This is a genomic window from Algicola sagamiensis DSM 14643 (assembly GCF_000374485.1).
GTDB classification, from domain to species: Bacteria; Pseudomonadota; Gammaproteobacteria; order Enterobacterales; family Alteromonadaceae; genus Algicola; species Algicola sagamiensis.
The window spans coordinates 77,387-97,780 of the sequence record NZ_KB894497.1 but is presented as its reverse complement, the minus strand read 5'-3'; the positions used below and the strand labels follow the sequence as shown (position 1 = coordinate 97,780).

The following is a 20,394-nucleotide window of genomic DNA, read 5'->3' as shown; positions in this document are numbered from 1 at the left end:
AGCACCCCTTTTATTTATGATTCAGTTACTATTCGCCAGCGGCTTGTGGTTCGTTATTCTCATAAATCAAAATTGGCATAGATTCGCCACGGATGACCGTATCATCAATCACAACCTTGCTGACATCTTCCATAGACGGAAGTTCATACATCGTATCCAACAAGACGGCCTCAACGATAGAACGAAGTCCACGAGCGCCAGTATTTCTGTCCATTGCCTTTTGAGCAATCGCCACAAGTGCATCATCACGAAACTCTAACTCTGCACCTTCCATTTCAAATAAAGCTGAATACTGCTTCGTCAGCGCATTCTTCGGCTCTTTCAAAATTTGAACTAACGCAGATTCATCAAGTTCACCAAGCGTTGTGACAACAGGAAGGCGTCCAATAAACTCAGGAATGAGTCCATATTTCACAAGATCCTCAGGCTCTACATCTTTGAACATTTCTGTTAAAGATGCAGACTCATCCTTGGTTTTTACGTCCGCACCAAAACCAATACCAGTCCCAGTTTCACTTCGTTGTTCAATAATCTTATCGAGGCCAGCAAAAGCACCACCACAAATGAACAAAATCTTGGAAGTATCAACCTGTAGAAATTCTTGTTGTGGATGCTTACGACCACCTTGAGGAGGCACTGAAGCAATCGTTCCCTCAATCAATTTAAGAAGTGCCTGTTGTACACCCTCACCAGAAACATCCCGTGTAATAGAAGGATTGTCTGATTTACGACTGATTTTATCGATTTCATCTATGTAGACGATACCACGCTGTGCTTTATCAACATCGTAGTCGCATTTTTGCAGGAGCTTTTGAATGATATTCTCAACATCTTCACCGACATAGCCAGCTTCCGTTAATGTTGTCGCGTCAGCCATTGTAAACGGTACATCAAGTAAACGCGCAAGCGTCTCTGCAAGTAAAGTTTTACCGCTTCCAGTCGGGCCAATCAGAAGAATGTTACTCTTGTCTAACTCAACCCCACCATCCGCTTGTCCACTCCGTAAACGCTTATAGTGGTTATAGACAGCAACAGAAAGAACCTTTTTTGCATGTTCCTGTCCAATGACATAGTCATCAAGATGATTTCTGATCTCTTGTGGAACTGGGAGCTTATCACTTTCTCTCTTTGGTGCTATCTCTTTGATCTCTTCACGAATGATGTCATTACAGAGATCAACACACTCATCGCAGATATAGACGGACGGCCCAGCAATCAACTTCCTCACTTCATGCTGGCTCTTTCCGCAAAATGAGCAATAAAGCAATTTATTGTTACCGTTGCCATTGCGTTCTTCGGACATCAAATTACCTCTAATTATTGCGAAACTGTCGGTTCATCTTTTACTCAATTATTAACTTGAATTGACAGCTTCTCAAAGTTATTTGTCTCTATTTGGGGATATTCCAAATATAACCCTTATTTTCTATCACGGTGTTCCAGCACCTCATCGACAATACCATATTCCATTGCTTCCTTTGCACTCATGAAATTGTCACGGTCCGTATCATTGGAAATAGTATCAATCGGTTGCCCTGTATGATCTGCAAGTAACCGATTCAATTTGTCTTTTAAACTAATGATTTCTTTTGCATGGATCTCGATATCCGATGCCTGCCCTTGGAAACCACCCAGTGGCTGATGGATCATCACGCGAGAATTTGGCAAGCAATACCGCTTCCCTTTTGCACCACCACTCAATAAGAATGCACCCATACTCGCGGCCTGACCAATACACACAGTACTCACATCAGGTTTAATAAACTGCATCGTATCATAAATTGACATACCTGCCGTGACGACACCACCTGGTGAATTAATATAAAGATAGATATCCTTTTCAGGATTTTCTGATTCTAGGAAAAGTAACTGCGCTACGATCAGGTTTGCCATGTGATCTTCAACTTGACCCGTGAGGAAAATCACGCGTTCTTTGAGAAGACGAGAGTAAATATCGTATGATCTTTCCCCTTTTGCCGTTTGTTCAACAACCATAGGAACAAGTGCATTGAGCGGATCCATAACATTCATAGAGAGTTCAGCCTTTGCTTGCATAGTGAGTCCTGAAAAAAAATGGCTCGTGTCGCCACGAGCCATTTAACCCAAAAATCGACACTTAAGTCAATCTTTATTATCCATTTTGAGGATTCATAATTTCATCAAAAGTAGCTGTCTTTTCTTCTACTTTTGCTTTTTCCATGATGAGGTCAATCGCTTGCTCTTCTAGCGCAACATTACGCATCTGCTGCATAAGCTCATCATTTTGCTTGTAGTACTCAACGACTTCGCTTGGATCTTCGTATGCAGAAGCAATTGTTTCAATTAGGCTGATAACCTTTTCATCATCAACTTTTAATTCATTGCCGCTGATCACTTCAGCAAGAAGAAGACCTACTTTTACACGCTCTTTTGCTTGTTCTTCGAACATGCTCGCTGGTAGCTCAGGCATATTTGCTGCATCAAAGTTAGCACCCATACGCTGAAGCGCTTGCTGACGCATATTGTCAACTTCGCTATCAATCAATGCTTTTGGAAGCTCAAGCTCGTTATTCTCAAGTAGTCCTTTGATTACTTGATCTTTGACTTTCGCTTTCAAAGCTTGATCAAGCTCACGTTGCATGTTTTTGCTCACTTCTTCACGAAGTGCTGTAACCGTACCTGCTTCTACACCAAACTTCTGTGCAAATTCATCTGTCACTTCCGGAAGTTGCTGCTCTTCAACTTTACTCACTTTAATTGAGAAAGTTGCTGGCTTACCTTTTAAGTTTTCTGCATGGTAATCTTCAGGGAAAGTCACTTCGATTTCGCCATCGTCACCAGCTTTCTTGCCAAGAACACCTTCTTCAAAACCTGGGATCATGCGACCTTGACCAAGCTCAAGTGCAAAGCCTTCTGCTTTACCACCTTCAAACTCTTCACCATCAATTTTACCAACAAAATCGATCGTCACTTTGTCGCCTTCTTTCGCTTCACGGTCAACTTCTACGAATGTTGCGTGTTGCTTACGAAGCGTATCCATCATCTTATCCAAGTCTGCTTCTTCTACAGAAACCGCAGGCTTCTCAACAACAATGTTCTCTATACCTGTCACTTCAACAGATGGGTAAATTTCAAAAGTTGCCGTGAACTCAAGAGACTGACCTTCCTCATTTGATTTCACTTCTAATTGAGGTGCACCAGCAGGGTTTAATTTCTCTGCAATGATCGCTTCGATGTACTTTTGCTGCATGATACGTGAAGCAATATCTTGTCTCACGGAAAGACCAAAGCGCTTTTGAATGATAGATGCAGGTACCTTCCCTTTACGGAAGCCATCCATTCTTTGGTTCTTTGCGATTTCTCTAAGCTCTTTTTTAACCTGCTCATCAACTTGTTCGGCCGGAACAGTAATGCTTAGACGGCGTTCCAAGCCCTGTGTTGTTTCTACTGAAACTGTCATCTTCATACCTCAATATATCTTTTTTGCCGCAGCACGTATCACTGCGTGCTTATCATCCTGCTGTATCAGACTCTTCATTGTATTAGTCTCATTACAACAGGAAAAAATTCGACGTTATTTATGAGTCAATAAGACCGGGAATTATAGCGATCAGCTTTCGGATAGTCGAGTAAAAAATCGATTCGAGGCGCAATGGATAAATAAACTTTAGAATCAATGGGATATATATAAAAAATAGGGAAATGGTCGGCGAGACTGGATTCGAACCAGCGACCCCTTGGACCCAAACCAAGTGCGCTACCAAGCTGCGCTACTCGCCGAAAAGATATGGTGCGGGAGGAGAGACTTGAACTCTCACATCTTGCGATACTGGAACCTAAATCCAGCGCGTCTACCAATTCCGCCACTCCCGCTGAGTGGATTGGGGTGGCTGACGGGACTTGAACCCGCGACAACTGGAATCACAATCCAGGGCTCTACCGACTGAGCTACAGCCACCACAAAATAAGAGAAAACTGGCGCGCCCGGTAGGACTCGAACCTACGACCCACGGCTTAGAAGGCCGTTGCTCTATCCAGCTGAGCTACGGGCGCGCTGTGCATCGAGGACTACTCGTTTACATGCGATGGTCGGCGAGACTGGATTCGAACCAGCGACCCCTTGGACCCAAACCAAGTGCGCTACCAAGCTGCGCTACTCGCCGTCACATGTTGCGACACCTCTCTTGCGGTGCGGGGCGCATATTAACGCCTTGCATGTATCGCGTCAAACTTTTTTTGCAGGAAAAAGTTTGTTTGAACGATTTTAGACCGATACGAATTTAATTCGTACAATCTGACCTAAAAACATGATTTTTTCTCTATATTCTGCCAATAAATTAACGATTCATCTTCTCGAATATGCATTGAATCTTTTCGCTGCTGCGAATTCATGTAAAATATGCACATCGCTAACCAGGATTTTTCAAATACCCTATGCCTGCCAAAATCATTGAAGGAAAATCAGTCGCTCAATCGGTCCGCTCCGAAGTCAAAAGACGTGTTGCTGAACGTGTAGAACTCGGCCAAAGACGCCCCGGCCTCGCAGTAATCTTAGTTGGAGAGGATCCAGCTTCCAGTGTTTACGTCAATAGTAAAAGAAAAGCATGTGATGAAGTCGGCTTTTTATCGAAGTCTTACGATTTACCAGAACGTACTTCACAGGACGAGCTTCTTCAGTTAATCGACTCACTGAACGCTGATACTGAAATCGATGGGATCCTTGTTCAACTTCCTTTACCTGATCATATCAATGAACCCATTATCATTGAACGGATCACACCCTTTAAAGATGTGGATGGCTTCCACCCATATAATATCGGTCGACTTGCACAAAGAATACCCGCATTACGCCCCTGTACTCCAAAAGGAGTGATCACTTTATTGGACAGCGTAAACACACCTTATAAAAAGTTAGATGCTGTCGTTGTTGGTGCGTCGAACATTGTTGGTCGACCAATGTCACTAGAACTATTGCTCGCCGGTTGTACAACCACTGTGTGTCATAAGTTCACTCAAGATTTGGAAAAACACGTTCGCCGTGCCGACCTTCTGGTTGTTGCTGTCGGTAAGCCTAATTTTATTCCGGGTGATTGGATAAAGCCTGGTGCAATGATCATTGATGTTGGGATCAACCGGTTAGAAAATGGAAAGCTGGTTGGGGATGTTGAGTTCCAAGTTGCCAGTGAAAAAGCATCATATATCACACCTGTTCCTGGTGGTGTTGGTCCAATGACGGTTGCAACTCTACTGGAAAATACGCTTGAAGCATGCGAACGCTTTCATGATGTAGCAGAGTAATATCTACTGTGCAGAAAGGGAGTCTTCCTTTTCTGCACATTCAGCAAAAACGCTAGTCCAAAAACGAATTACTCCGCATTTGCCTCTTCGTCTTTATACTTGCTTGCCGTCTCTTTAATCAGCGTTTGTAATTCACCGCGCTGAAACATCTCCATCAAGATATCACACCCGCCTACCAGTTCGCCTTCAACCCAAAGCTGTGGGAAGGTTGGCCAGTTCGCATATGCAGGTAACTCAGCACGGATATCTGGATTTTGTAAAATATCGACATAAGCAAATGGTTCGCCACAAGACATCATCGCTTGTGCTGCCTGGGAAGAAAACCCGCAGCTCGGAAGTTTAGGAGAACCTTTCATGTATAAAATGATCGGGTTTTCTGAAATCTGCTGTTTAATTTTCTCAATCGTTTCCATCATTACCTCTAATGCACACTATGCGCCACATACGCAAAATCTCTTCATTCAAAGCCCAAAGAGCCAACATATGTGACCATGATACGATAAATTCTGAATAAGAGCACTAGTGATTCATAACAATCAGTCGCGTGTTATTCAATCTCTCATGTAATCTCTCTTAAAATAATAACTCGCTTCATACATAGCCGCAGGCTGTGAAAGTTACTTCATAAAGTTTTGAAGCAGCATTATTGACTCTTACAACAAATATTCACTAAAAGTGAAGCTTTCCCTCATCACAAGATTGCATACCCTAGTATAATCACCTCTAAAAATATAATGAATTGCGCAGAATCCAAAGCCACTTATAAAAAATACAAAATCAACTATATTGTACACAGTACGCGTGTCTGGGCAGTGAAAGACATGCAACCGTTTTCTGATAAGTAATAAATCTCATAGCGCTGCACAATGAATGGTGATATTTTCACCAGCTATCTCTCGGATGTAACTCAACTTTTTTACACAAAGGGATTCCAAGGGCAATATAGATAGTGATAGAATAATAAAGATAATACTTTATTTAATAGTGATGGCAGATCCCTTTTCATGATCTTAATCAGTCCAGGGGTCAATTCTTAATATAAGAAAATTGGCATAATCAAAAGTGGAGAAACAGTGATGGCATTTGAATTACCTGCTCTACCGTATGAGATGAACGCACTTGAGCCGCATATCTCACAAGAAACTCTAGAATTTCATTACGGCAAGCATCACGCAACTTACGTCACCAAACTCAACGGCCTTATTGAAGGTACTGAGCTTGCAGGTAAGACGCTTGAAGAAATCGTTTGTGCTTCCTCTGGCGGCATTTTCAATAATGCAGCACAAATCTGGAACCATACTTTTTATTGGAACAGCTTAAGCCCAAATGGCGGCGGTGAGCCAACTGGCGCACTTGCAGATGCAATCAATGCAAAGTGGGATTCTTTCGAAGAATTCAAAGCAGCTTTCAATGATAAAGCAGTCAATAACTTTGGTTCTAGCTGGACATGGCTTGTCAAGACAGCTGACGGTTCTTTAGATATCGTCAATACAAGTAACGCAGCGACACCTCTGACCGAAGATGGTGTTACGCCACTCATGACTGTTGATTTGTGGGAACATGCTTACTACATCGATTACAGAAACCTACGTCCAAAATACATGGAAGGCTTCTGGGCACTCATTAGCTGGAAATTCGCAAGCGATAACTTCGCTGCTTAATTCCCACGGTTTTTTAAGAACAATAAGCCGATTATACCGATCGGCTTTTTTGTAAACTCATAATCACCGCATCTTCTCGTTCAATCCCTGCTGGATAATAATTAGGCCGACGCCCCACTTCATAAAACCCAACCTGATGATAAAGCTGCTGTGCTGCTTGATTCGAAACTCTCACTTCAAGCCAGAGCGACTCCGCCCCTTTTTCAAAAGAAGTTTTTACAAAGTGCTCAACAAGAACACGACCAAATCCATTGCCCTGATATTCGGGTGCAATACAGACATCCAATAAAGTTGCTTCCCCTGCAATATACTCACCGATATAAAAACCAATGGGTTGCTCACCAGATAACAGCATTTGATTAAAATACCGATTGCCAATACAGCTTTGAAAAACAGCTTCACTCCATGGGTGTTGATGACAAGCACACTCTATCGGATACAATAGCGCAATGTGAGAAGTATCAAACTCAAGATATTGTAATGTTGAAGCTGGCTTCATTGCGCACTCAACCAGCCCCATAGGCGTTTCTTATCTTCTAATTTCAATTGCCCTTGCTGTAAATAGCATGTCAGTTTTGAATCACGCCCTTTAAAGTGAATTTCATTGGCAATCAATTCAAAATGGACTGTTTCAGCTTGACGTTGATGGATTAAGCAGGTCTCCAAATCTTTAATCCATTGGAGATGAGAAGGAAGTTTAGCTTCTTCTTGCAGTCCAATTTGTTGATAGTGGACAACACCAAGTTTCGAAAAGTATGTCACGAATCATTCCAGACTTTAGAATCAATCAAATTCAGGTTTACTCTATTAAAGCAAAATAGATTAGTAGGAAGTTTAACGATTAAAATCAAGAAATGGAAACTGAAGAAAAATGGCAGGGGTGGAGGGACTCGAACCCCCAACCGTCGGTTTTGGAGACCGCCGTTCTACCAATTCGAACTACACCCCTAGCGTGTGAGGTGGCATTATACAGAAGGTGTTCTATTCGTAAAGCCTATTTTCACAAAAAAGCTGTTAAGTGCTGATGATTTAATCGCATTGAATAAAAAGAGATCACTTCTGCTCTGGTAATGGTTGATCCGCTGTTACATCCTGTTCCATTGTTAAAGCAGGCATCTGCGTATCTGGTCGACCAATCACTTGAGCGGGAACACCAACCACGGTCAAATGGGCTGCAATATCATTTAATACAACCGAGTTTGCACCGACCTTGACCCCTTCTCCTATTTCGATATTTCCCAGAATTTTCGCTCCGGCACCAATTAATACACCCCGACGCACTTTTGGATGACGATCTCCACACTCTTTTCCTGTCCCACCCAAGGTCACATTTTGTAAAATTGAGACTTCATCCTCAATCACGGATGTTTCTCCGACAACAATACCAGTGGCATGATCAAACATTACGCCTTTTCCAATCCGACAAGCCGGATGTATATCAACGCCAAAAACCTCTGAGTTACGGCTTTGTAAAAAGCGAGCAAGGGCTTTACGATTATATCGCCATAACCAATTCGCCACACGATGCGTTTGGATCGCATGAAATCCTTTGAGGTATAAAAGGACTGTGATTGCAATTTCAATTGCTGGATCGCGTTGTACGACGGCTCGAAGGTCATAGCTTGCAAACTGAGCAAGTTGCGGCTCACTTTCAAAAGCTTCATCCATAATTTCTTTAATAGAAATTGCTGAAACAACCGTATCAGATAGTTTATTTGCCAGAATAAAACTGAGTGCAGAGGCAATATGGTGATGGCGGATAACAGTGGAGTGTAAAAAACTGGATAAAATCGGCTCATCTGTTGAGAGTTGTAACGCCTCATCAACAAGTTGATCCCAAAGGGTTTGTTCGTACGAGTCCATAAATGACCTTCCTCATAACATAGAGGTCGATATTATCCGATCCAAACACTATACATCAGAATGATTCGGCATATCATATATATGAAAAAGGGCCTTCCGGCCCCCTTCAACATCAAACGATATAAAGTTAGCGATCAACTTCAATTTGTCTTGATGCAGTGATCACCGCTTCGATACGGCGGTTATTCATGTGTGCTTTCGGAGAATTCGATGTATCCAGTGGTTGCGACTCACCATGACCTTTATAATCAACACGATCCCGAGCAATTCTAAAACGTGTGATGAGTATCCGAGCAACATTTCTTGCGCGACGTTCTGATAACCATTGATTATATTTATCATCCCCAACTGAAGATGTATGTCCATGAATCACAACGGTCGATTCCGGATGACGATCCATAAACCCAGCAACACGGGCAATTTCGTGGAAATAGTGAGGTTTCACACGTGAAGCATTATTGTCGAATAATATATTGAGCCGAACGGTCTCTGTTTTCTCTTCAAAGCGAGTACATCCGGTTTCATCGACAGCATACCGTTCATCGCTGTCAGCACACTTATCATCTTGATCAGAAATGCCATCATTATCCGAGTCGACGAAGACAGGTGTCACTGGCTCAGGTTCTAGCTCCAATTCTGGTTCTGGCTCAGGTTCTGGAGTAGGCGGTGGAGGGGTTGGTGTCACACTCAACTCCGATGCTTCACCAAATGATTCTTCCTCTGGCTCTTCCTCTGTTGCAACAACAGGTGATGGCGTTGCAACAGGTGCGACGTAACCGCCGCCGAAGAAGTAGGATAATCCAAACTTCAAGCCAAAGTGAGTAAAGCTTTGATCAACTTCATGATAGCTATCCCCTTCAAGGTTGAAGCTTAAACTATCTGTCAGCATAAACCGATAACCAGCACCAAGACTTACGGCTCCTTCTGCGTCACCAATATCCATATAACGCCCACCAAGAAAGAGGTAGAAAGGATCCGTTCCCGGGTAATACATCAAATCCAACCCGTATCGATAACCTTCCTCATCATCCCCTGATGTTGCATCTAAAAACATCATCCCTGTTTCTAGGCGAACACCCAGGCTTTCCATAAATCTATATTCAAATTCAAAGCCAAGACCAGGGCCACTATCCGCAAAGGAATCTTCCTTTTTATTGTTACTGTCCACATCCGGAACAAAGTACTCTCCGAAAACAGTCACGGAGAAAGGATCATCGAATGCTGTCGCCCCCATTGAAACAACACTCTGAGTTACGGCAAAAGCAAATAACGCTACGGGTTTTATTGTCATCGTTATGCAGTCCCTGTTGTCTTCGCTGTGCTGTACAGGAAAAGTGGATAATAAAGAAGCAAATTAAAGTGTTAGGTTAACACATCGTTTAGATTTCTGACACTTTTAGTTTTTCATAATAGCATTTTGTACAAGCAGGGAGGTATTTCTCTTCTGCTCCAAGATCGACAGTGGGTCCCTGTAATGTTGCTTGCCCATTGATTAGTTTCATATTGAAAATGGCTTTTCTGTTACAGAAATTACAGGTTGTTTTAACCTCTTCAATGGTGTCGCAAAGTTCTAGCAAACGCTTAGAACCTTCAAACAGGTGCCCTGTGAAATCTGTCCTTAATCCATAACAGATCACAGGGATATTCATATCAATCGTCACGTGGCGCAGCTGTTCAATTAAAGATGTCGAAAGAAACTGTGCTTCATCAACAAGGATACAGTGCAGCCCTTCAAACTGGTTCACATCCAATACACTATCAGCCTCAACAAGAATATCGGCACTTTTTTCAATCCCAGCACGGGAGCGGATCAATTCCACACCAAATCGACTGTCCAACTTTGGTTTAATTAATAAGACATTCTTATCCTGCTGTTGGTAATTGTGCGCTACAGCCAGTAAATTCATTGTTTTCGCACTGCCCATCGTGCCGTAACGAAAATATAATTTTGCCATCAGGTTCTTCTATCAATTGTCTTTTATTCGTCAGCTGTCGCTATTGTACTATATTCATCAAAGATGTCTTCATCTATACACCCTTCACAAAAAAGCATTCATGTGAAATGATGTTCAAGCTAACCATTCCTGGTGTAACTGCTCACTATCACCCAAATATTCTAGGAGCCAAGCAAGCGCTGGGTTTTGTGAATCTAAGTTCCATGCTAAGCAACAAGGGCTATCTGGGTGTGGTTGCCACATCTCAAGTGCAACCAGTTGTTTTTCTTCGATAAGTGGTTCTGCCATATGTGCAGGCATCACACCAACACCAAGCCCTTCTTTAAAACACTGGGCTGCACTGTGCCAATTTGGAACGACAAGGCGGCGCTGGTTATCAAGCAGCCATGTGGTTCTTTTTGGAAGTATTCGAGATGTATCTTCTAAACAAATCGCCGGATACTTCGCCATACTCAGCTCACTCAGTGGTTGAGGCTCATTGACAAGCGGATGATCTGGACTCACTACAAAGCGCCACGCCAACATGCCCATATCCCGATAAGCGAAGTTACCTCCTACAGGGATTGCACGTGTGGCCCCTATCGCTATATCTGCACGGCCTCCAGATAATGCATCCCAAACACCATTAAATACTTCCATGCTGATGAGAAGCTCAACGTCTGGAAAGTGTCTGTAAAAGTCCCTCACCAACGCACCAGCCCGTTCTTCTCGTACAACATTATCGAGGGCAAGCGTTAAACTCGATTGCCACCCATTCGCAACTCTTTGTGTCTGAAATCGAATATCATCCATTTGTTTGAGTATTGCCCTAATCTCACCAACGAAGTATTCACCCGCAGGGGTTAAAGCCACTTCCCGGTGGTGTCTTTCAAATAAGGCAACAGCAAGACGCTGCTCAACTTGCCTGACGGTATAGCTGATCGCACTGGGTACCTTGTGAAGCTCTTTCGCAGCAGCCGAAAAGCTGTCGCATCGAGCAATCGTCTCAATCACGACGAGTTCTTGTTGAGAAAACATTGCATTCAAAATTTTTGAAAGGAGTGTTCAAATCTTAACGTTTCACATTCATCATTGCCAGCCGTAAACTGCCCGCATTTTGTGCTTAGGATAATTGAACATGACAAAAGCAAAGCCGTTGACGTTTTTCTGGCTGATGGGCCTCAGTATGCTCGGGTTTCTTGCGACGGATATGTACCTCCCTGCATATGAGTCCATGCGAGTGTATTTTGGTACACAGGAAAATCTTATCAGTGCAAGTATGAGTATCTTCCTCTTAGGAATGGCGTTTGGCCAATTAATTTATGGTCCAGTATCCGATCGCTTTGGACGTATTGTCGCGCTGAAGTTCGGCTTAACTTTGTTTATTATTGCCAGTGCTGCCTGTGCCCTATCGACAAGTATTGAGTTTTTATTGATTTCGCGGTTTTTCCAAGCTTTGGGGGCTTGTAGTGCAGCTGTGATCTGGCAAGCAATCATCATTGACCGATACCCTGGAGAAAAAGGCCAGCGTCTCTTCGCAACCCTGATGCCTCTGGTTTCTCTATCACCCGCTCTAGCGCCAATTCTTGGCGCAGTCATCGAGCAACAAGTTGGGTGGCAAGTGATTTTCTGGGTGCTTCTTGGTATCGCACTCTTGTTACTTGCACTCACATTTCGTGAGACGGAATCAGCGCCAGTGCAAGAAAACCCAGAAAAAATCACGCGTCAATTGAAGCTTCATTTGAAAGGCATTCTAAGTTCAAAAAATTTCATCGGTAACTTACTCATTTTTGCTGCTTGTTCTTCTGCATTCTTTGCTTGGTTAACTGGGTCACCTTTTATGATGACGAAGCTTGGTTATTCCGCACAAGACATTGGTCTGAGTTTTATCCCACAGACGATTGCGTTTTTGGTCGGTGGTTTTGGCTGCCGTTTACTACTAGAACGTTTCACAGCACAACAACTACTCCCTTGGGGTTTGGCATTATTTGTGACCAGTATTGCAGTCATTAGTAGCACAGCATTAATCGTCGAATTAACTAGTATCTGGCCTTTATTAATTCCATTCTGCTTCTTAGCTGTCGCGAATGGCGCAATTTACCCGCTTGTGATCAACAGTGCACTTTCTGAATTCAAACACTGTGGTGCGACTGCATCCGGATTACTGAACTTTTTACAAACGTTGTTGTGCTTCCTGGCAAGTAGCATTGTATCCATGTTTGCTGAGCAAGCAATTATATCGGTCGCATGGGTGATGCTTGGTCAAGTCGCAATCATCGGGATTGCCTGTGTGTTTCTTTATGCACGAAACACGCAATCTTTGGTCGCAACGACTGACGCATCACATTAAGCTCCATTTCAAAAGGGGGAAATCTTCCCCCTTACAAACAAACATCCCGGATCAGACTACGAAGTAGATGCTTTGTTGGCTCAATCATCTGATGGTCCAAAAATTCATTCGGCTGATGCGCTTGAGTAATGTGTCCAGGTCCTAAAACTATCGTTTCACATCCGAGCTGCTGGATAAAAGGAGCCTCTGTACAGTAGTTTACTGCCGTTGAAGATTGGCCGGACAATGCCTCCATGTATTGCGCAAACTGCCCATCAGGCTCACCTTGAAAAGGGGGTAATGGATCGTGCAAATGAAATAACTCAATCGCATCTGGATATTGCTGTTGCAATGGATGCAATTGCTCATGGAGGAGCGCCCAAAGGGATTCAACAGACAAACCAGGTATCGGTCGCATATCCAAGTGTAATTCACAGCAACCACATATCCGATTTGCACCGTCTCCACCATGAATATGACCAAAGTTCATCGTTGGATATGGCACTTCAAATGCATCATGTTGATACCGTTCTATCATTGATTGGCGCATGTCCTTCAATCGCCCAAGAACATCCATCATCACATCAATTGCATTCAGCCCCTTGGAGGGGTCACTCGAATGACCACTTTTTCCGGTGATCCGAATGCCCTCTGCCATATGGCCTTTATGCATGACGATTGGCTGTAATCCCGTTGGTTCTCCAATAATGGCAACCTCAGGTTGAATCGATAGATGTTTTGTCGCATGCATCGCACCCGCCATTGTGATCTCTTCATCTGCAGTAGCCAGGATATGAAGGGGTTTCGAGAATTTATCACACTCAAACTCTCGAAGCACATCAATAATAAATGCGAAGAACCCTTTCATATCAATCGTTCCAAGTCCGTAAAAACGATTGTCTTTTTCTAAAAGTTGAAATGGGTCACTTTGCCACCGTCCTTCATCAAAAGGAACGGTGTCTGTATGCCCACTGAGAAGTAATCCACCAGGTCCGGTTCCTAAACTTGCAAGCAGGTTGTACTTCTTTCTGGTTTTACAAACTAGCATGACCTCACAATGGAACCCCATCGATTCAAATATGTTCGCTAAATAGGTGATCACTGACTCATTACTTTGGTCCCATGCCTCATCAAGCGCACTAATTGATGGAAATGCAATCAACTGACGATAAAGTTCTAAAAAAGTTGGGGTAGTCATAAAAATTTCCCTTGCAAAAAAATGAAAGGACAATATAGTAATACATATTATTTCATATAAACAGCATAAATAGCCAAAATGACGTTTAGCGCTTACTACACATTTTACCGACGATAAAGCCTCACTTTTGACGTTCATCATGCATTGATGAGCACTCCCTGATTTTTCGATTTATTACAAATAACTGAACTGGAACACATCATGCAGAAAGTCATCATTATTGGGGCTTCAGGTTATACTGGCGCAACTTTAACTGGTCTTGTTTTTCAGCACCCAAATCTGGAAATTGCAGGGCTTTATGTCTCTGAGCATAGCCAAGATAAAGGCAAAAGTTTTTCAGCGCTCCACTCAAAGTGGCAATCTCTGATCGATTTACCACTTCAACCACTTGCACTGTCGGATATTAAAACCGTAGCAAATCATGCGGATATCGTATGCTTGGCAACCTCCCATGAAGTCAGTCATGCCTTAGCACCGAGATTTCTTCGTGAAGGCGTACGAGTGTTGGACTTATCTGGGGCATTTCGCCTTCAAGATTCAACTCTTTATTCTCAATATTACGGTTTTTCGCATCAAGAAAGTGAATACTTACAGCAGGCTGTTTATGGTCTCGCTGAGTGGTATCCAGACGCGATAGCAACAGCCTCTCTCATTGCTGTGCCAGGCTGTTATCCGACGGCGTCTTTACTTGGGTTAAAACCACTTCAAGAAGCGGGGTTAATTGCCAAAAATTCACCTCCCATTATTCATGCTATTAGTGGTGTCAGCGGAGCTGGACGAAAAGCATCTATAAAGAATCATCTGTGTGAATTGAGCGTCCAGCCATACGGTGTTTTTGAACACCGTCATCAGCCTGAAATTTCTCAATTACTACAACAGGAAGTTATTTTTACGCCACACCTTGGCGCTTTTCCAAGAGGGATCTTAGCAACAATCACGCTTGAGCTACTTGAAGGAACTTCGGATACCCTAATCCAGGATGCTTTTGAGTCTGCATATCATGCAACGCCACTTGTAAGAATACTCAAAGGTCAAACACCGAGCATTCACGGTGTATCGAGTACTCCATTTTGTGATATTGCATGGAAAAGACACAACAATCACCTCATTGTCATGAGCGCAATTGATAATTTGCTGAAAGGTGCAGCAAGCCAAGCCATTCAATGCATAAATATTCAAAATTCATTTTCTAGTGATTTAGGACTAAATAGAGGCATCATCAATGGCTAAACAGTTATCAACGAAAACAACAGCGAAGCAACTTTGGGTGATCAAGCTCGGTGGGCAAATCTTCACCAATCAAAAATCCATTCAAACACTGATGGAAACAATTAAAGGGTGTGAGCGTGAATTTCAATCCCAGTTTATTCTCGTCCATGGTGGTGGCAAGCAAGTGGATGAATTATTGGAAAAACTTGGCTTTGTTATCGAAAAACAAGGAGGGCTCAGAGTCACACCACCCGATCAAATCCCGTACATTGTCGGAACGCTCGCAGGCACACTGAACAAACAACTCATGGCTGAAGCGATTAAATCTCAGCTATCACCAATAGGATTGAGCTTAACAGATGGCAATACATGTCATGTTGAGCAATCATCGCTGTCACTTGGTCATGTTGGACTGTGCCAAGGAAAATCTCCAGCATTTCTTTCGCAGCTCCTTGAACAAGGGCACACACCAATCGTGAGTTCCATTGGAATTGCACACGATGGCACATTACTCAATGTCAATGCTGATCATGCAGCAACAGCCATTAGCCAATGTATGAACGCTGAGCTGATCTATCTTTCCGATATTTCTCATGTATTAGACAAGCAGGGTAATCCTATCAATACACTGAATGAAGTTGAAGCCGACGCGATGATCCAACAAGGGGTGATCCGAGATGGTATGAAAGTCAAAGTCGAAGCGGCAGTTCAAGCAGCTAAAACATTGAAGAAAACAATCACAGTGATGAGTGGATTTGAGCCAGAAACGATTTATCAGCGTATCCAAGGTCAGCCTGTTGGCACACAAATTTCAGCATAGGATATAAAACCATGAACAACCTCCAACATTTACTTGATACCGCTGACATGACTGCGGAGTCAATTTTTGCGCTTTTCGAGCTGGCAAATAACTTAAAAGCGGATCCAGAAAAATTTTCAAATGTATTAGCAGGAAAAAGTATCGTCACACTTTACGAAAAACCATCTCTCAGAACTCGAGTCACATTCGATATTGGAATCAATAAGCTCGGTGGACATGCAGTCTATCTTGATCACAAAGATGATCCGATTGGACAAAGAGAAGCAATTCAAGATTACGCCAAGAATCTGTCCCAATGGGCTGATTGCATTGTCGGCAGGGTATTTTTCCATGAGACATTGGAAGAAATTGCCAAATACAGTAGTGTTCCTGTCATCAACTCACTTTGTGATCGATACCATCCTTGTCAAGCACTTGCTGATTTCTTGACACTATATGAACACCATGATGATGTGTCGAAGCTTAAAATTGCTTACTTGGGTGATGGCAATAATGTCTGCCACTCCTTGATGCTGACAGGTGCAGTATTAGGCGCCACTGTCACCGCAGTCACACCAATTAGCCACAGCCCAAATGCGATCATTGTGAAACAAGCACAAGACATCGCTGCCAACACAGGTGCCACCATTCAGATCACATCAAACATCAATGATGTTGAAGGATACGATGTCATTTACACCGACACTTGGATCTCCATGGGTGCTCAAAAATCCTTGGAACATGTTCTCCCATCATTCTTACCTTATCAAGTGAACAAAACACTGATGAAGCAAGTCGGTGCGCAACATGTTCTTCATTGTCAACCCGCCCATCGAGGTCAAGAAATTACTTCTGATGTGATGGACAGTGATCAATCACTCATTCTCCCACAGGCTGAAAACAGAATGCATATTCAAAATGCGATATTAGTCAGTCTACTTGCTTAATTTGAAATGAATAGATAGAAAACAATACTGAGAATTATGATGAAAAAAATCAAAAAAGTCGTCCTTGCTTATTCTGGCGGATTAGATACGTCCACTATTATCCCTTGGTTAAAAGAAAATTATGGCTGTGAAGTCGTCGCATTTGTTGCCGATGTCGGTCAAGGCGCAGAAGAACTCTTTGGAATCGAAGAGAAAGCCCTTGCTTCTGGAGCCTCAAGCTGCCACGTCGTCGATTTAAAAGCACAACTCGTCGAAGATTATATTTTCCCAACGCTGAAAACAGGAGCAATTTACGAAGGTGCGTATCTATTAGGCACCGCAATGGCCCGTCCAATTATTGCCAAAGCTCAGGTTGAGCTGGCATTGCAAGTCGGCGCAGATGCACTGGCTCATGGGTGTACTGGTAAAGGAAATGACCAAGTACGCTTCGAGTCCTGCTTCGCCGCACTAGCGCCCCAACTTCAAGTGATTGCGCCTTGGCGGATATGGGACTTAAAGAGTCGCGAAGATTGTCTGGACTACCTGGAAGAAAGACAAATACCATGTGCCAGTACGAAAGCCAAAATCTACAGTAGAGATGCCAATATCTGGCATATTTCCCATGAAGGCGGAGAACTGGAAGATCCGTGGCAACAACCTTCTGATCAGGTTTGGACACTCACCAACTCCCCAGAACAAGCACCTGATGTTGCTGAAATGGTTCATTTACACATTGAAAAAGGTATTGTAAAGCAAGTCAATGGTCAAGATTTCTCTCCATACGATGCACTTGTTGACCTGAATGAAAAGGCAGCCATACATGGTGTTGGAAGAATTGATATTGTCGAAAATCGCCTCGTTGGACTCAAGTCCCGTGGCTGCTACGAAACACCTGGAGGCACAGTGATCATGGCAGCATTAAGAGGGTTAGAAGAGTTAGTCCTCGATAAAACAACAAGAGCCTGGCGCGAAAAAGTTGCGGGAGAGTTCGCTCATCTTTCTTATGATGGACGTTGGTTTACACCGCTTTGTAAATCCCTCCTCGCTGCTGCGAATACTATCGCAGAAGAGATTACTGGCGATGTGGTGGTAAAGCTCTATAAAGGTCAAGTAACGGTGGTCCAAAAGCGCTCACCAAATAGTTTATATAGCGAATATTACGCGACATTTGGCGAAGATGACGTCTATAACCAGCAACATGCAGAAGGTTTTATCCATCTTTATTCACTAGCAAGCCGGATCAAAGCAATGCAGCAGCAATCCACAGGAGAAGCACCATGACACTCTGGGGAGGACGGTTTCAATCACAAAGTGCACCTGATTTTGCACAATTTAATGATTCTTTACCTTTTGACTACCGCCTTGTCGAGCAAGACATTCAAGGTTCGATTGCTTGGGCAAAAGCGCTGGCAAGTGCAAATGTCCTGACTCAATTGGAGTCAAAAAATTTAATTCAAGCATTATTGAATATTCGGGATGAGGTTGTTGCTCATCCCAGTGCAATCTTATCCAGTGATGCTGAAGATATTCATACTTGGGTTGAATGCGAATTGATCAAGCGCCTGGGCAATCTCGGGAAAAAACTCCACACTGGCAGAAGCCGGAACGATCAAGTCGCTACAGATTTAAAGCTCTGGTGTATTGATCAAGGTAAACAGCTGCAAGACAGTATCATCCAGTTACAACAAGCTCTGTTTGAACTCGCAAAGCAGCACCTCGAAACTGTCTTTCCGGGTTTTACTCATTTACAGCAGGCTCAGCCAATTTCTTTCTCCCATTGGTGTCATGCTTATTTCGAGATGCTGGAAAGAGATCACGCAAGGCTCAGTGACGCGCTAGCAAGAATGGATACTTGTCCACTTGGAAGTGGCGCACTCGCTGGTACAGGGTTCCCCATTGATCGCCAAGCACTGGCATATTCACTCAACTTTACTCGTCCAACTGCAAATAGTTTGGACACTGTGTCAGATAGAGATTTTGTGTTTGATCTGCTCAGCGTTGCAAGCTTATCAATGCTTCACTTATCGCGGATGGCTGAAGACCTGATTATTTATAATTCCGGAATGTGTGATTTTATTTCTTTCTCTGACGAAGTCACATCTGGATCTTCACTCATGCCACAGAAGAAAAACCCAGATGCAATGGAATTGATCCGGGGTAAAACAGGAAGAGTATTGGGGGCACTTCAAGGTTTTTCAGTTACATTAAAAGCCTTGCCAATGGCGTACAATAAGGATTTACAGGAAGATAAAGAAGGGCTATTTGATACGATCAAAACTTGGAAAGATTGTTTGAATATGGCCAGCCTCTCCTTGAGTGGTCTTCAAGTGAACCAAGAAAACACATTAAAAGCAGCAAAATCAGGTTATACCAATGCGACGGCATTGGCTGATTATCTTGTGCAAAAAGGGATACCCTTTCGTCAAGCCCATCATATCGTTGGTCAAATTGTTCTGCATGCAATCCAACAGCAGACTCCATTGGAATCCGTATCACTCGAAAGCATGCAATCCTATTGTCCTGACATTACCTCAGATGTCTATTTTCACTTATCTATACATGCGGAAATGCAATCCAAACAAGCGCTTGGAGGCGTCTCCCAACAACAACTTCAGGCTGGCCTTGGTCGAATGAAATCATTGTTGTCGAATAAGACACATGGGCATCTTGTCCGCCCCGCTACACTGAATGACTTGCATGCCATCGCAAAGCTGGTCAATCACTGGGCAGACGCTGGAGAAAACCTGCCAAGAACATACAATGAGATCACGCGTTCGATTGCCGATTTTGCAGTGACAGAAAAAGATGGTCGCGTCACTGGCTGTGCTTCATTATATATCTATGACTCTGGGCTTGCCGAGATCCGCTCATTAGGCATTGAACCTGAAATACAAGGTGAAGGACAAGGCCGCTTGCTTGTTCAATTTTTAATTGAAAAATCGAAAAAGCTCGCTGTAAAGAAAGTTTTTGTACTCACCAGGGTTCCTGGTTTCTTTCAAAAACTTGGGTTTGAAACCAGCGAAAAATCAGCACTTCCAGAAAAAGTTCTCAAAGACTGTGACTTATGTCCAAAACAGCATCGCTGTGATGAAATTGCTTTGGAGATGTCACTAGTTGCTTCAAATGAGCAGGCATCTGTTGCAAACGATACTGATATGGTGATTGTCCGCTCCAGCGCTTAAATCCGCGGTGGAAGCT

Annotated in this window: 19 protein-coding genes and 6 tRNA genes; 8 read left to right on the top strand and 17 right to left on the bottom strand. The window is 43.2% G+C overall.

Translation table 11 applies throughout. The annotated features are described in order from the left end of the window. Nucleotides 1-28: 28 nt before the first annotated feature. The 8 genes from clpX to C505_RS0111755 form a co-directional block, all read right to left on the bottom strand. Nucleotides 29-1,303, bottom strand: a complete 1,275-nt coding sequence (gene clpX / locus C505_RS0111790; protein WP_018692813.1) for an ATP-dependent protease ATP-binding subunit ClpX — start codon at nucleotides 1,301-1,303, stop codon at nucleotides 29-31. Between the two features lie 116 nt (nucleotides 1,304-1,419). Then, on the bottom strand, nucleotides 1,420-2,055 hold the full coding sequence (gene clpP, locus C505_RS0111785) for an ATP-dependent Clp endopeptidase proteolytic subunit ClpP (protein ID WP_018692812.1): 636 nt from the start codon (nucleotides 2,053-2,055) through the stop codon (nucleotides 1,420-1,422). A gap of 76 nt (nucleotides 2,056-2,131) precedes the next feature. Beyond that, on the bottom strand, nucleotides 2,132-3,439 hold the full coding sequence (gene tig, locus C505_RS0111780) for a trigger factor (protein ID WP_018692811.1): 1,308 nt from the start codon (nucleotides 3,437-3,439) through the stop codon (nucleotides 2,132-2,134). A gap of 243 nt (nucleotides 3,440-3,682) precedes the next feature. After that, nucleotides 3,683-3,759: transfer RNA gene (locus tag C505_RS0111775), tRNA-Pro, on the bottom strand. Nucleotides 3,760-3,767: 8 nt separating this feature from the next. Beyond that, nucleotides 3,768-3,852 (bottom strand) — tRNA-Leu (locus tag C505_RS0111770). A gap of 9 nt (nucleotides 3,853-3,861) precedes the next feature. Next, nucleotides 3,862-3,937, bottom strand: a tRNA-His gene (locus C505_RS0111765). A gap of 18 nt (nucleotides 3,938-3,955) precedes the next feature. Next, nucleotides 3,956-4,032, bottom strand: a tRNA-Arg gene (locus C505_RS0111760). A 33-nt stretch (nucleotides 4,033-4,065) separates the two neighbouring features. Next, nucleotides 4,066-4,142: transfer RNA gene (locus C505_RS0111755), tRNA-Pro, on the bottom strand. A 271-nt stretch (nucleotides 4,143-4,413) separates the two neighbouring features. Here C505_RS0111755 and folD point away from each other — a divergent pair. After that, nucleotides 4,414-5,277, top strand: coding sequence for a bifunctional methylenetetrahydrofolate dehydrogenase/methenyltetrahydrofolate cyclohydrolase FolD (folD, locus tag C505_RS0111750; protein WP_018692810.1), 864 nt, complete (start codon nucleotides 4,414-4,416; stop codon nucleotides 5,275-5,277). 68 nt (nucleotides 5,278-5,345) lie between these two features. Here the strand turns inward: folD and C505_RS0111745 are convergent, their stop codons facing one another. Continuing rightward, nucleotides 5,346-5,690, bottom strand: a complete 345-nt coding sequence (locus C505_RS0111745; RefSeq protein ID WP_018692809.1) for a Grx4 family monothiol glutaredoxin — start codon at nucleotides 5,688-5,690, stop codon at nucleotides 5,346-5,348. 663 nt (nucleotides 5,691-6,353) lie between these two features. On the opposite strand from C505_RS0111745, the gene C505_RS0111740 reads away from it, so the two are divergent. Next, complete coding sequence (locus C505_RS0111740; protein ID WP_018692808.1) at nucleotides 6,354-6,938, top strand: Fe-Mn family superoxide dismutase; 585 nt, start codon at nucleotides 6,354-6,356, stop codon at nucleotides 6,936-6,938. Nucleotides 6,939-6,969: 31 nt separating this feature from the next. On the opposite strand, the gene rimI is transcribed toward C505_RS0111740, so the two are convergent. The 7 genes from rimI to punR all read right to left on the bottom strand — a co-directional run bounded on the left by rimI (nucleotide 6,970) and on the right by punR (nucleotide 11,773). Next, nucleotides 6,970-7,437 carry a ribosomal protein S18-alanine N-acetyltransferase gene (gene rimI, locus C505_RS0111735; protein WP_018692807.1) on the bottom strand — a complete coding sequence of 156 codons (468 nt, stop codon included), beginning with the start codon at nucleotides 7,435-7,437 and terminating at the stop codon, nucleotides 6,970-6,972. Further along, nucleotides 7,434-7,700 (bottom strand): hypothetical protein, encoded by a 267-nt coding sequence (locus C505_RS0111730; RefSeq protein ID WP_018692806.1) that lies wholly within the window; start codon nucleotides 7,698-7,700, stop codon nucleotides 7,434-7,436. The genes rimI and C505_RS0111730 overlap by 4 nt, the downstream gene beginning before the upstream one ends. 110 nt (nucleotides 7,701-7,810) lie before the next feature. Further along, nucleotides 7,811-7,887, bottom strand: a tRNA-Trp gene (locus tag C505_RS0111725). A gap of 104 nt (nucleotides 7,888-7,991) precedes the next feature. Further along, nucleotides 7,992-8,801, bottom strand: coding sequence for a serine O-acetyltransferase (cysE, locus tag C505_RS0111720; RefSeq protein ID WP_018692805.1), 810 nt, complete (start codon nucleotides 8,799-8,801; stop codon nucleotides 7,992-7,994). A 127-nt stretch (nucleotides 8,802-8,928) separates the two neighbouring features. Further along, nucleotides 8,929-10,092, bottom strand: coding sequence for an OmpA family protein (locus C505_RS23660; protein ID WP_083938336.1), 1,164 nt, complete (start codon nucleotides 10,090-10,092; stop codon nucleotides 8,929-8,931). Nucleotides 10,093-10,180: 88 nt separating this feature from the next. Further along, the gene (locus tag C505_RS0111710; RefSeq protein ID WP_018692803.1) at nucleotides 10,181-10,756 is read right to left on the bottom strand and encodes a thymidine kinase; all 576 of its coding nucleotides are present in this window, start codon (nucleotides 10,754-10,756) and stop codon (nucleotides 10,181-10,183) included. A 114-nt stretch (nucleotides 10,757-10,870) separates the two neighbouring features. Then, nucleotides 10,871-11,773: a DNA-binding transcriptional activator PunR gene (gene punR / locus C505_RS0111705; protein WP_018692802.1), complete on the bottom strand. Its 903-nt coding sequence runs from the start codon at nucleotides 11,771-11,773 to the stop codon at nucleotides 10,871-10,873. A 100-nt stretch (nucleotides 11,774-11,873) separates the two neighbouring features. Between punR and punC the strand changes: the two genes are divergently transcribed. After that, nucleotides 11,874-13,085 carry a purine nucleoside transporter PunC gene (punC, locus tag C505_RS0111700; protein ID WP_018692801.1) on the top strand — a complete coding sequence of 404 codons (1,212 nt, stop codon included), beginning with the start codon at nucleotides 11,874-11,876 and terminating at the stop codon, nucleotides 13,083-13,085. 31 nt (nucleotides 13,086-13,116) lie between these two features. Here punC and argE read toward each other — a convergent pair whose 3' ends face one another. Beyond that, a complete protein-coding gene (gene argE, locus C505_RS0111695; RefSeq protein WP_018692800.1) occupies nucleotides 13,117-14,262 on the bottom strand; it encodes an acetylornithine deacetylase in 1,146 nt (381 codons plus the stop codon). A gap of 201 nt (nucleotides 14,263-14,463) precedes the next feature. Between argE and argC the strand changes: the two genes are divergently transcribed. Genes argC through argH form a run of 5 tightly spaced genes read left to right on the top strand, consistent with a single transcriptional unit; the run spans nucleotide 14,464 to nucleotide 20,378 of the window. Continuing rightward, nucleotides 14,464-15,492, top strand: a complete 1,029-nt coding sequence (gene argC, locus C505_RS0111690) for an N-acetyl-gamma-glutamyl-phosphate reductase (protein WP_018692799.1) — start codon at nucleotides 14,464-14,466, stop codon at nucleotides 15,490-15,492. Beyond that, nucleotides 15,485-16,291 (top strand): acetylglutamate kinase, encoded by an 807-nt coding sequence (gene argB / locus C505_RS0111685; protein WP_018692798.1) that lies wholly within the window; start codon nucleotides 15,485-15,487, stop codon nucleotides 16,289-16,291. The genes argC and argB overlap by 8 nt, the downstream gene beginning before the upstream one ends. A gap of 11 nt (nucleotides 16,292-16,302) precedes the next feature. Next, nucleotides 16,303-17,217, top strand: coding sequence for an ornithine carbamoyltransferase (locus C505_RS0111680; protein WP_018692797.1), 915 nt, complete (start codon nucleotides 16,303-16,305; stop codon nucleotides 17,215-17,217). Nucleotides 17,218-17,256: 39 nt separating this feature from the next. Next, nucleotides 17,257-18,477 carry an argininosuccinate synthase gene (locus C505_RS0111675; RefSeq protein WP_026317913.1) on the top strand — a complete coding sequence of 407 codons (1,221 nt, stop codon included), beginning with the start codon at nucleotides 17,257-17,259 and terminating at the stop codon, nucleotides 18,475-18,477. Continuing rightward, a complete protein-coding gene (gene argH / locus C505_RS24745; RefSeq protein ID WP_018692795.1) occupies nucleotides 18,474-20,378 on the top strand; it encodes an argininosuccinate lyase in 1,905 nt (634 codons plus the stop codon). Before C505_RS0111675 ends, argH begins: the two co-directional genes overlap by 4 nt. Nucleotides 20,379-20,394: the final 16 nt, after the last annotated feature.

Bases quoted from the DNA above. Each gene is read 5' to 3' on its own strand.
- tig (WP_018692811.1), bottom strand. From the start codon at position 3,439: ATGACAGTTTCAGTAGAAACAACACAGGGCTTGGAACGCCGTCTAAGC.
- punC (WP_018692801.1), top strand. From the start codon at position 11,874: ATGACAAAAGCAAAGCCGTTGACGTTTTTCTGGCTGATGGGCCTCAGT.
- argE (WP_018692800.1), bottom strand. From the start codon at position 14,262: ATGACTACCCCAACTTTTTTAGAACTTTATCGTCAGTTGATTGCATTT.
- C505_RS0111745 (WP_018692809.1), bottom strand. From the start codon at position 5,690: ATGGAAACGATTGAGAAAATTAAACAGCAGATTTCAGAAAACCCGATC.
- folD (WP_018692810.1), top strand. From the start codon at position 4,414: ATGCCTGCCAAAATCATTGAAGGAAAATCAGTCGCTCAATCGGTCCGC.
- cysE (WP_018692805.1), bottom strand. From the start codon at position 8,801: ATGGACTCGTACGAACAAACCCTTTGGGATCAACTTGTTGATGAGGCG.
- argB (WP_018692798.1), top strand. From the start codon at position 15,485: ATGGCTAAACAGTTATCAACGAAAACAACAGCGAAGCAACTTTGGGTG.
- punR (WP_018692802.1), bottom strand. From the start codon at position 11,773: ATGTTTTCTCAACAAGAACTCGTCGTGATTGAGACGATTGCTCGATGC.
- clpX (WP_018692813.1), bottom strand. From the start codon at position 1,303: ATGTCCGAAGAACGCAATGGCAACGGTAACAATAAATTGCTTTATTGC.
- C505_RS0111680 (WP_018692797.1), top strand. From the start codon at position 16,303: ATGAACAACCTCCAACATTTACTTGATACCGCTGACATGACTGCGGAG.
- argC (WP_018692799.1), top strand. From the start codon at position 14,464: ATGCAGAAAGTCATCATTATTGGGGCTTCAGGTTATACTGGCGCAACT.
- C505_RS0111675 (WP_026317913.1), top strand. From the start codon at position 17,257: ATGAAAAAAATCAAAAAAGTCGTCCTTGCTTATTCTGGCGGATTAGAT.
- clpP (WP_018692812.1), bottom strand. From the start codon at position 2,055: ATGCAAGCAAAGGCTGAACTCTCTATGAATGTTATGGATCCGCTCAAT.
- C505_RS0111740 (WP_018692808.1), top strand. From the start codon at position 6,354: ATGGCATTTGAATTACCTGCTCTACCGTATGAGATGAACGCACTTGAG.
- C505_RS0111710 (WP_018692803.1), bottom strand. From the start codon at position 10,756: ATGGCAAAATTATATTTTCGTTACGGCACGATGGGCAGTGCGAAAACA.
- rimI (WP_018692807.1), bottom strand. From the start codon at position 7,437: ATGAAGCCAGCTTCAACATTACAATATCTTGAGTTTGATACTTCTCAC.
- C505_RS23660 (WP_083938336.1), bottom strand. From the start codon at position 10,092: ATGACAATAAAACCCGTAGCGTTATTTGCTTTTGCCGTAACTCAGAGT.
- argH (WP_018692795.1), top strand. From the start codon at position 18,474: ATGACACTCTGGGGAGGACGGTTTCAATCACAAAGTGCACCTGATTTT.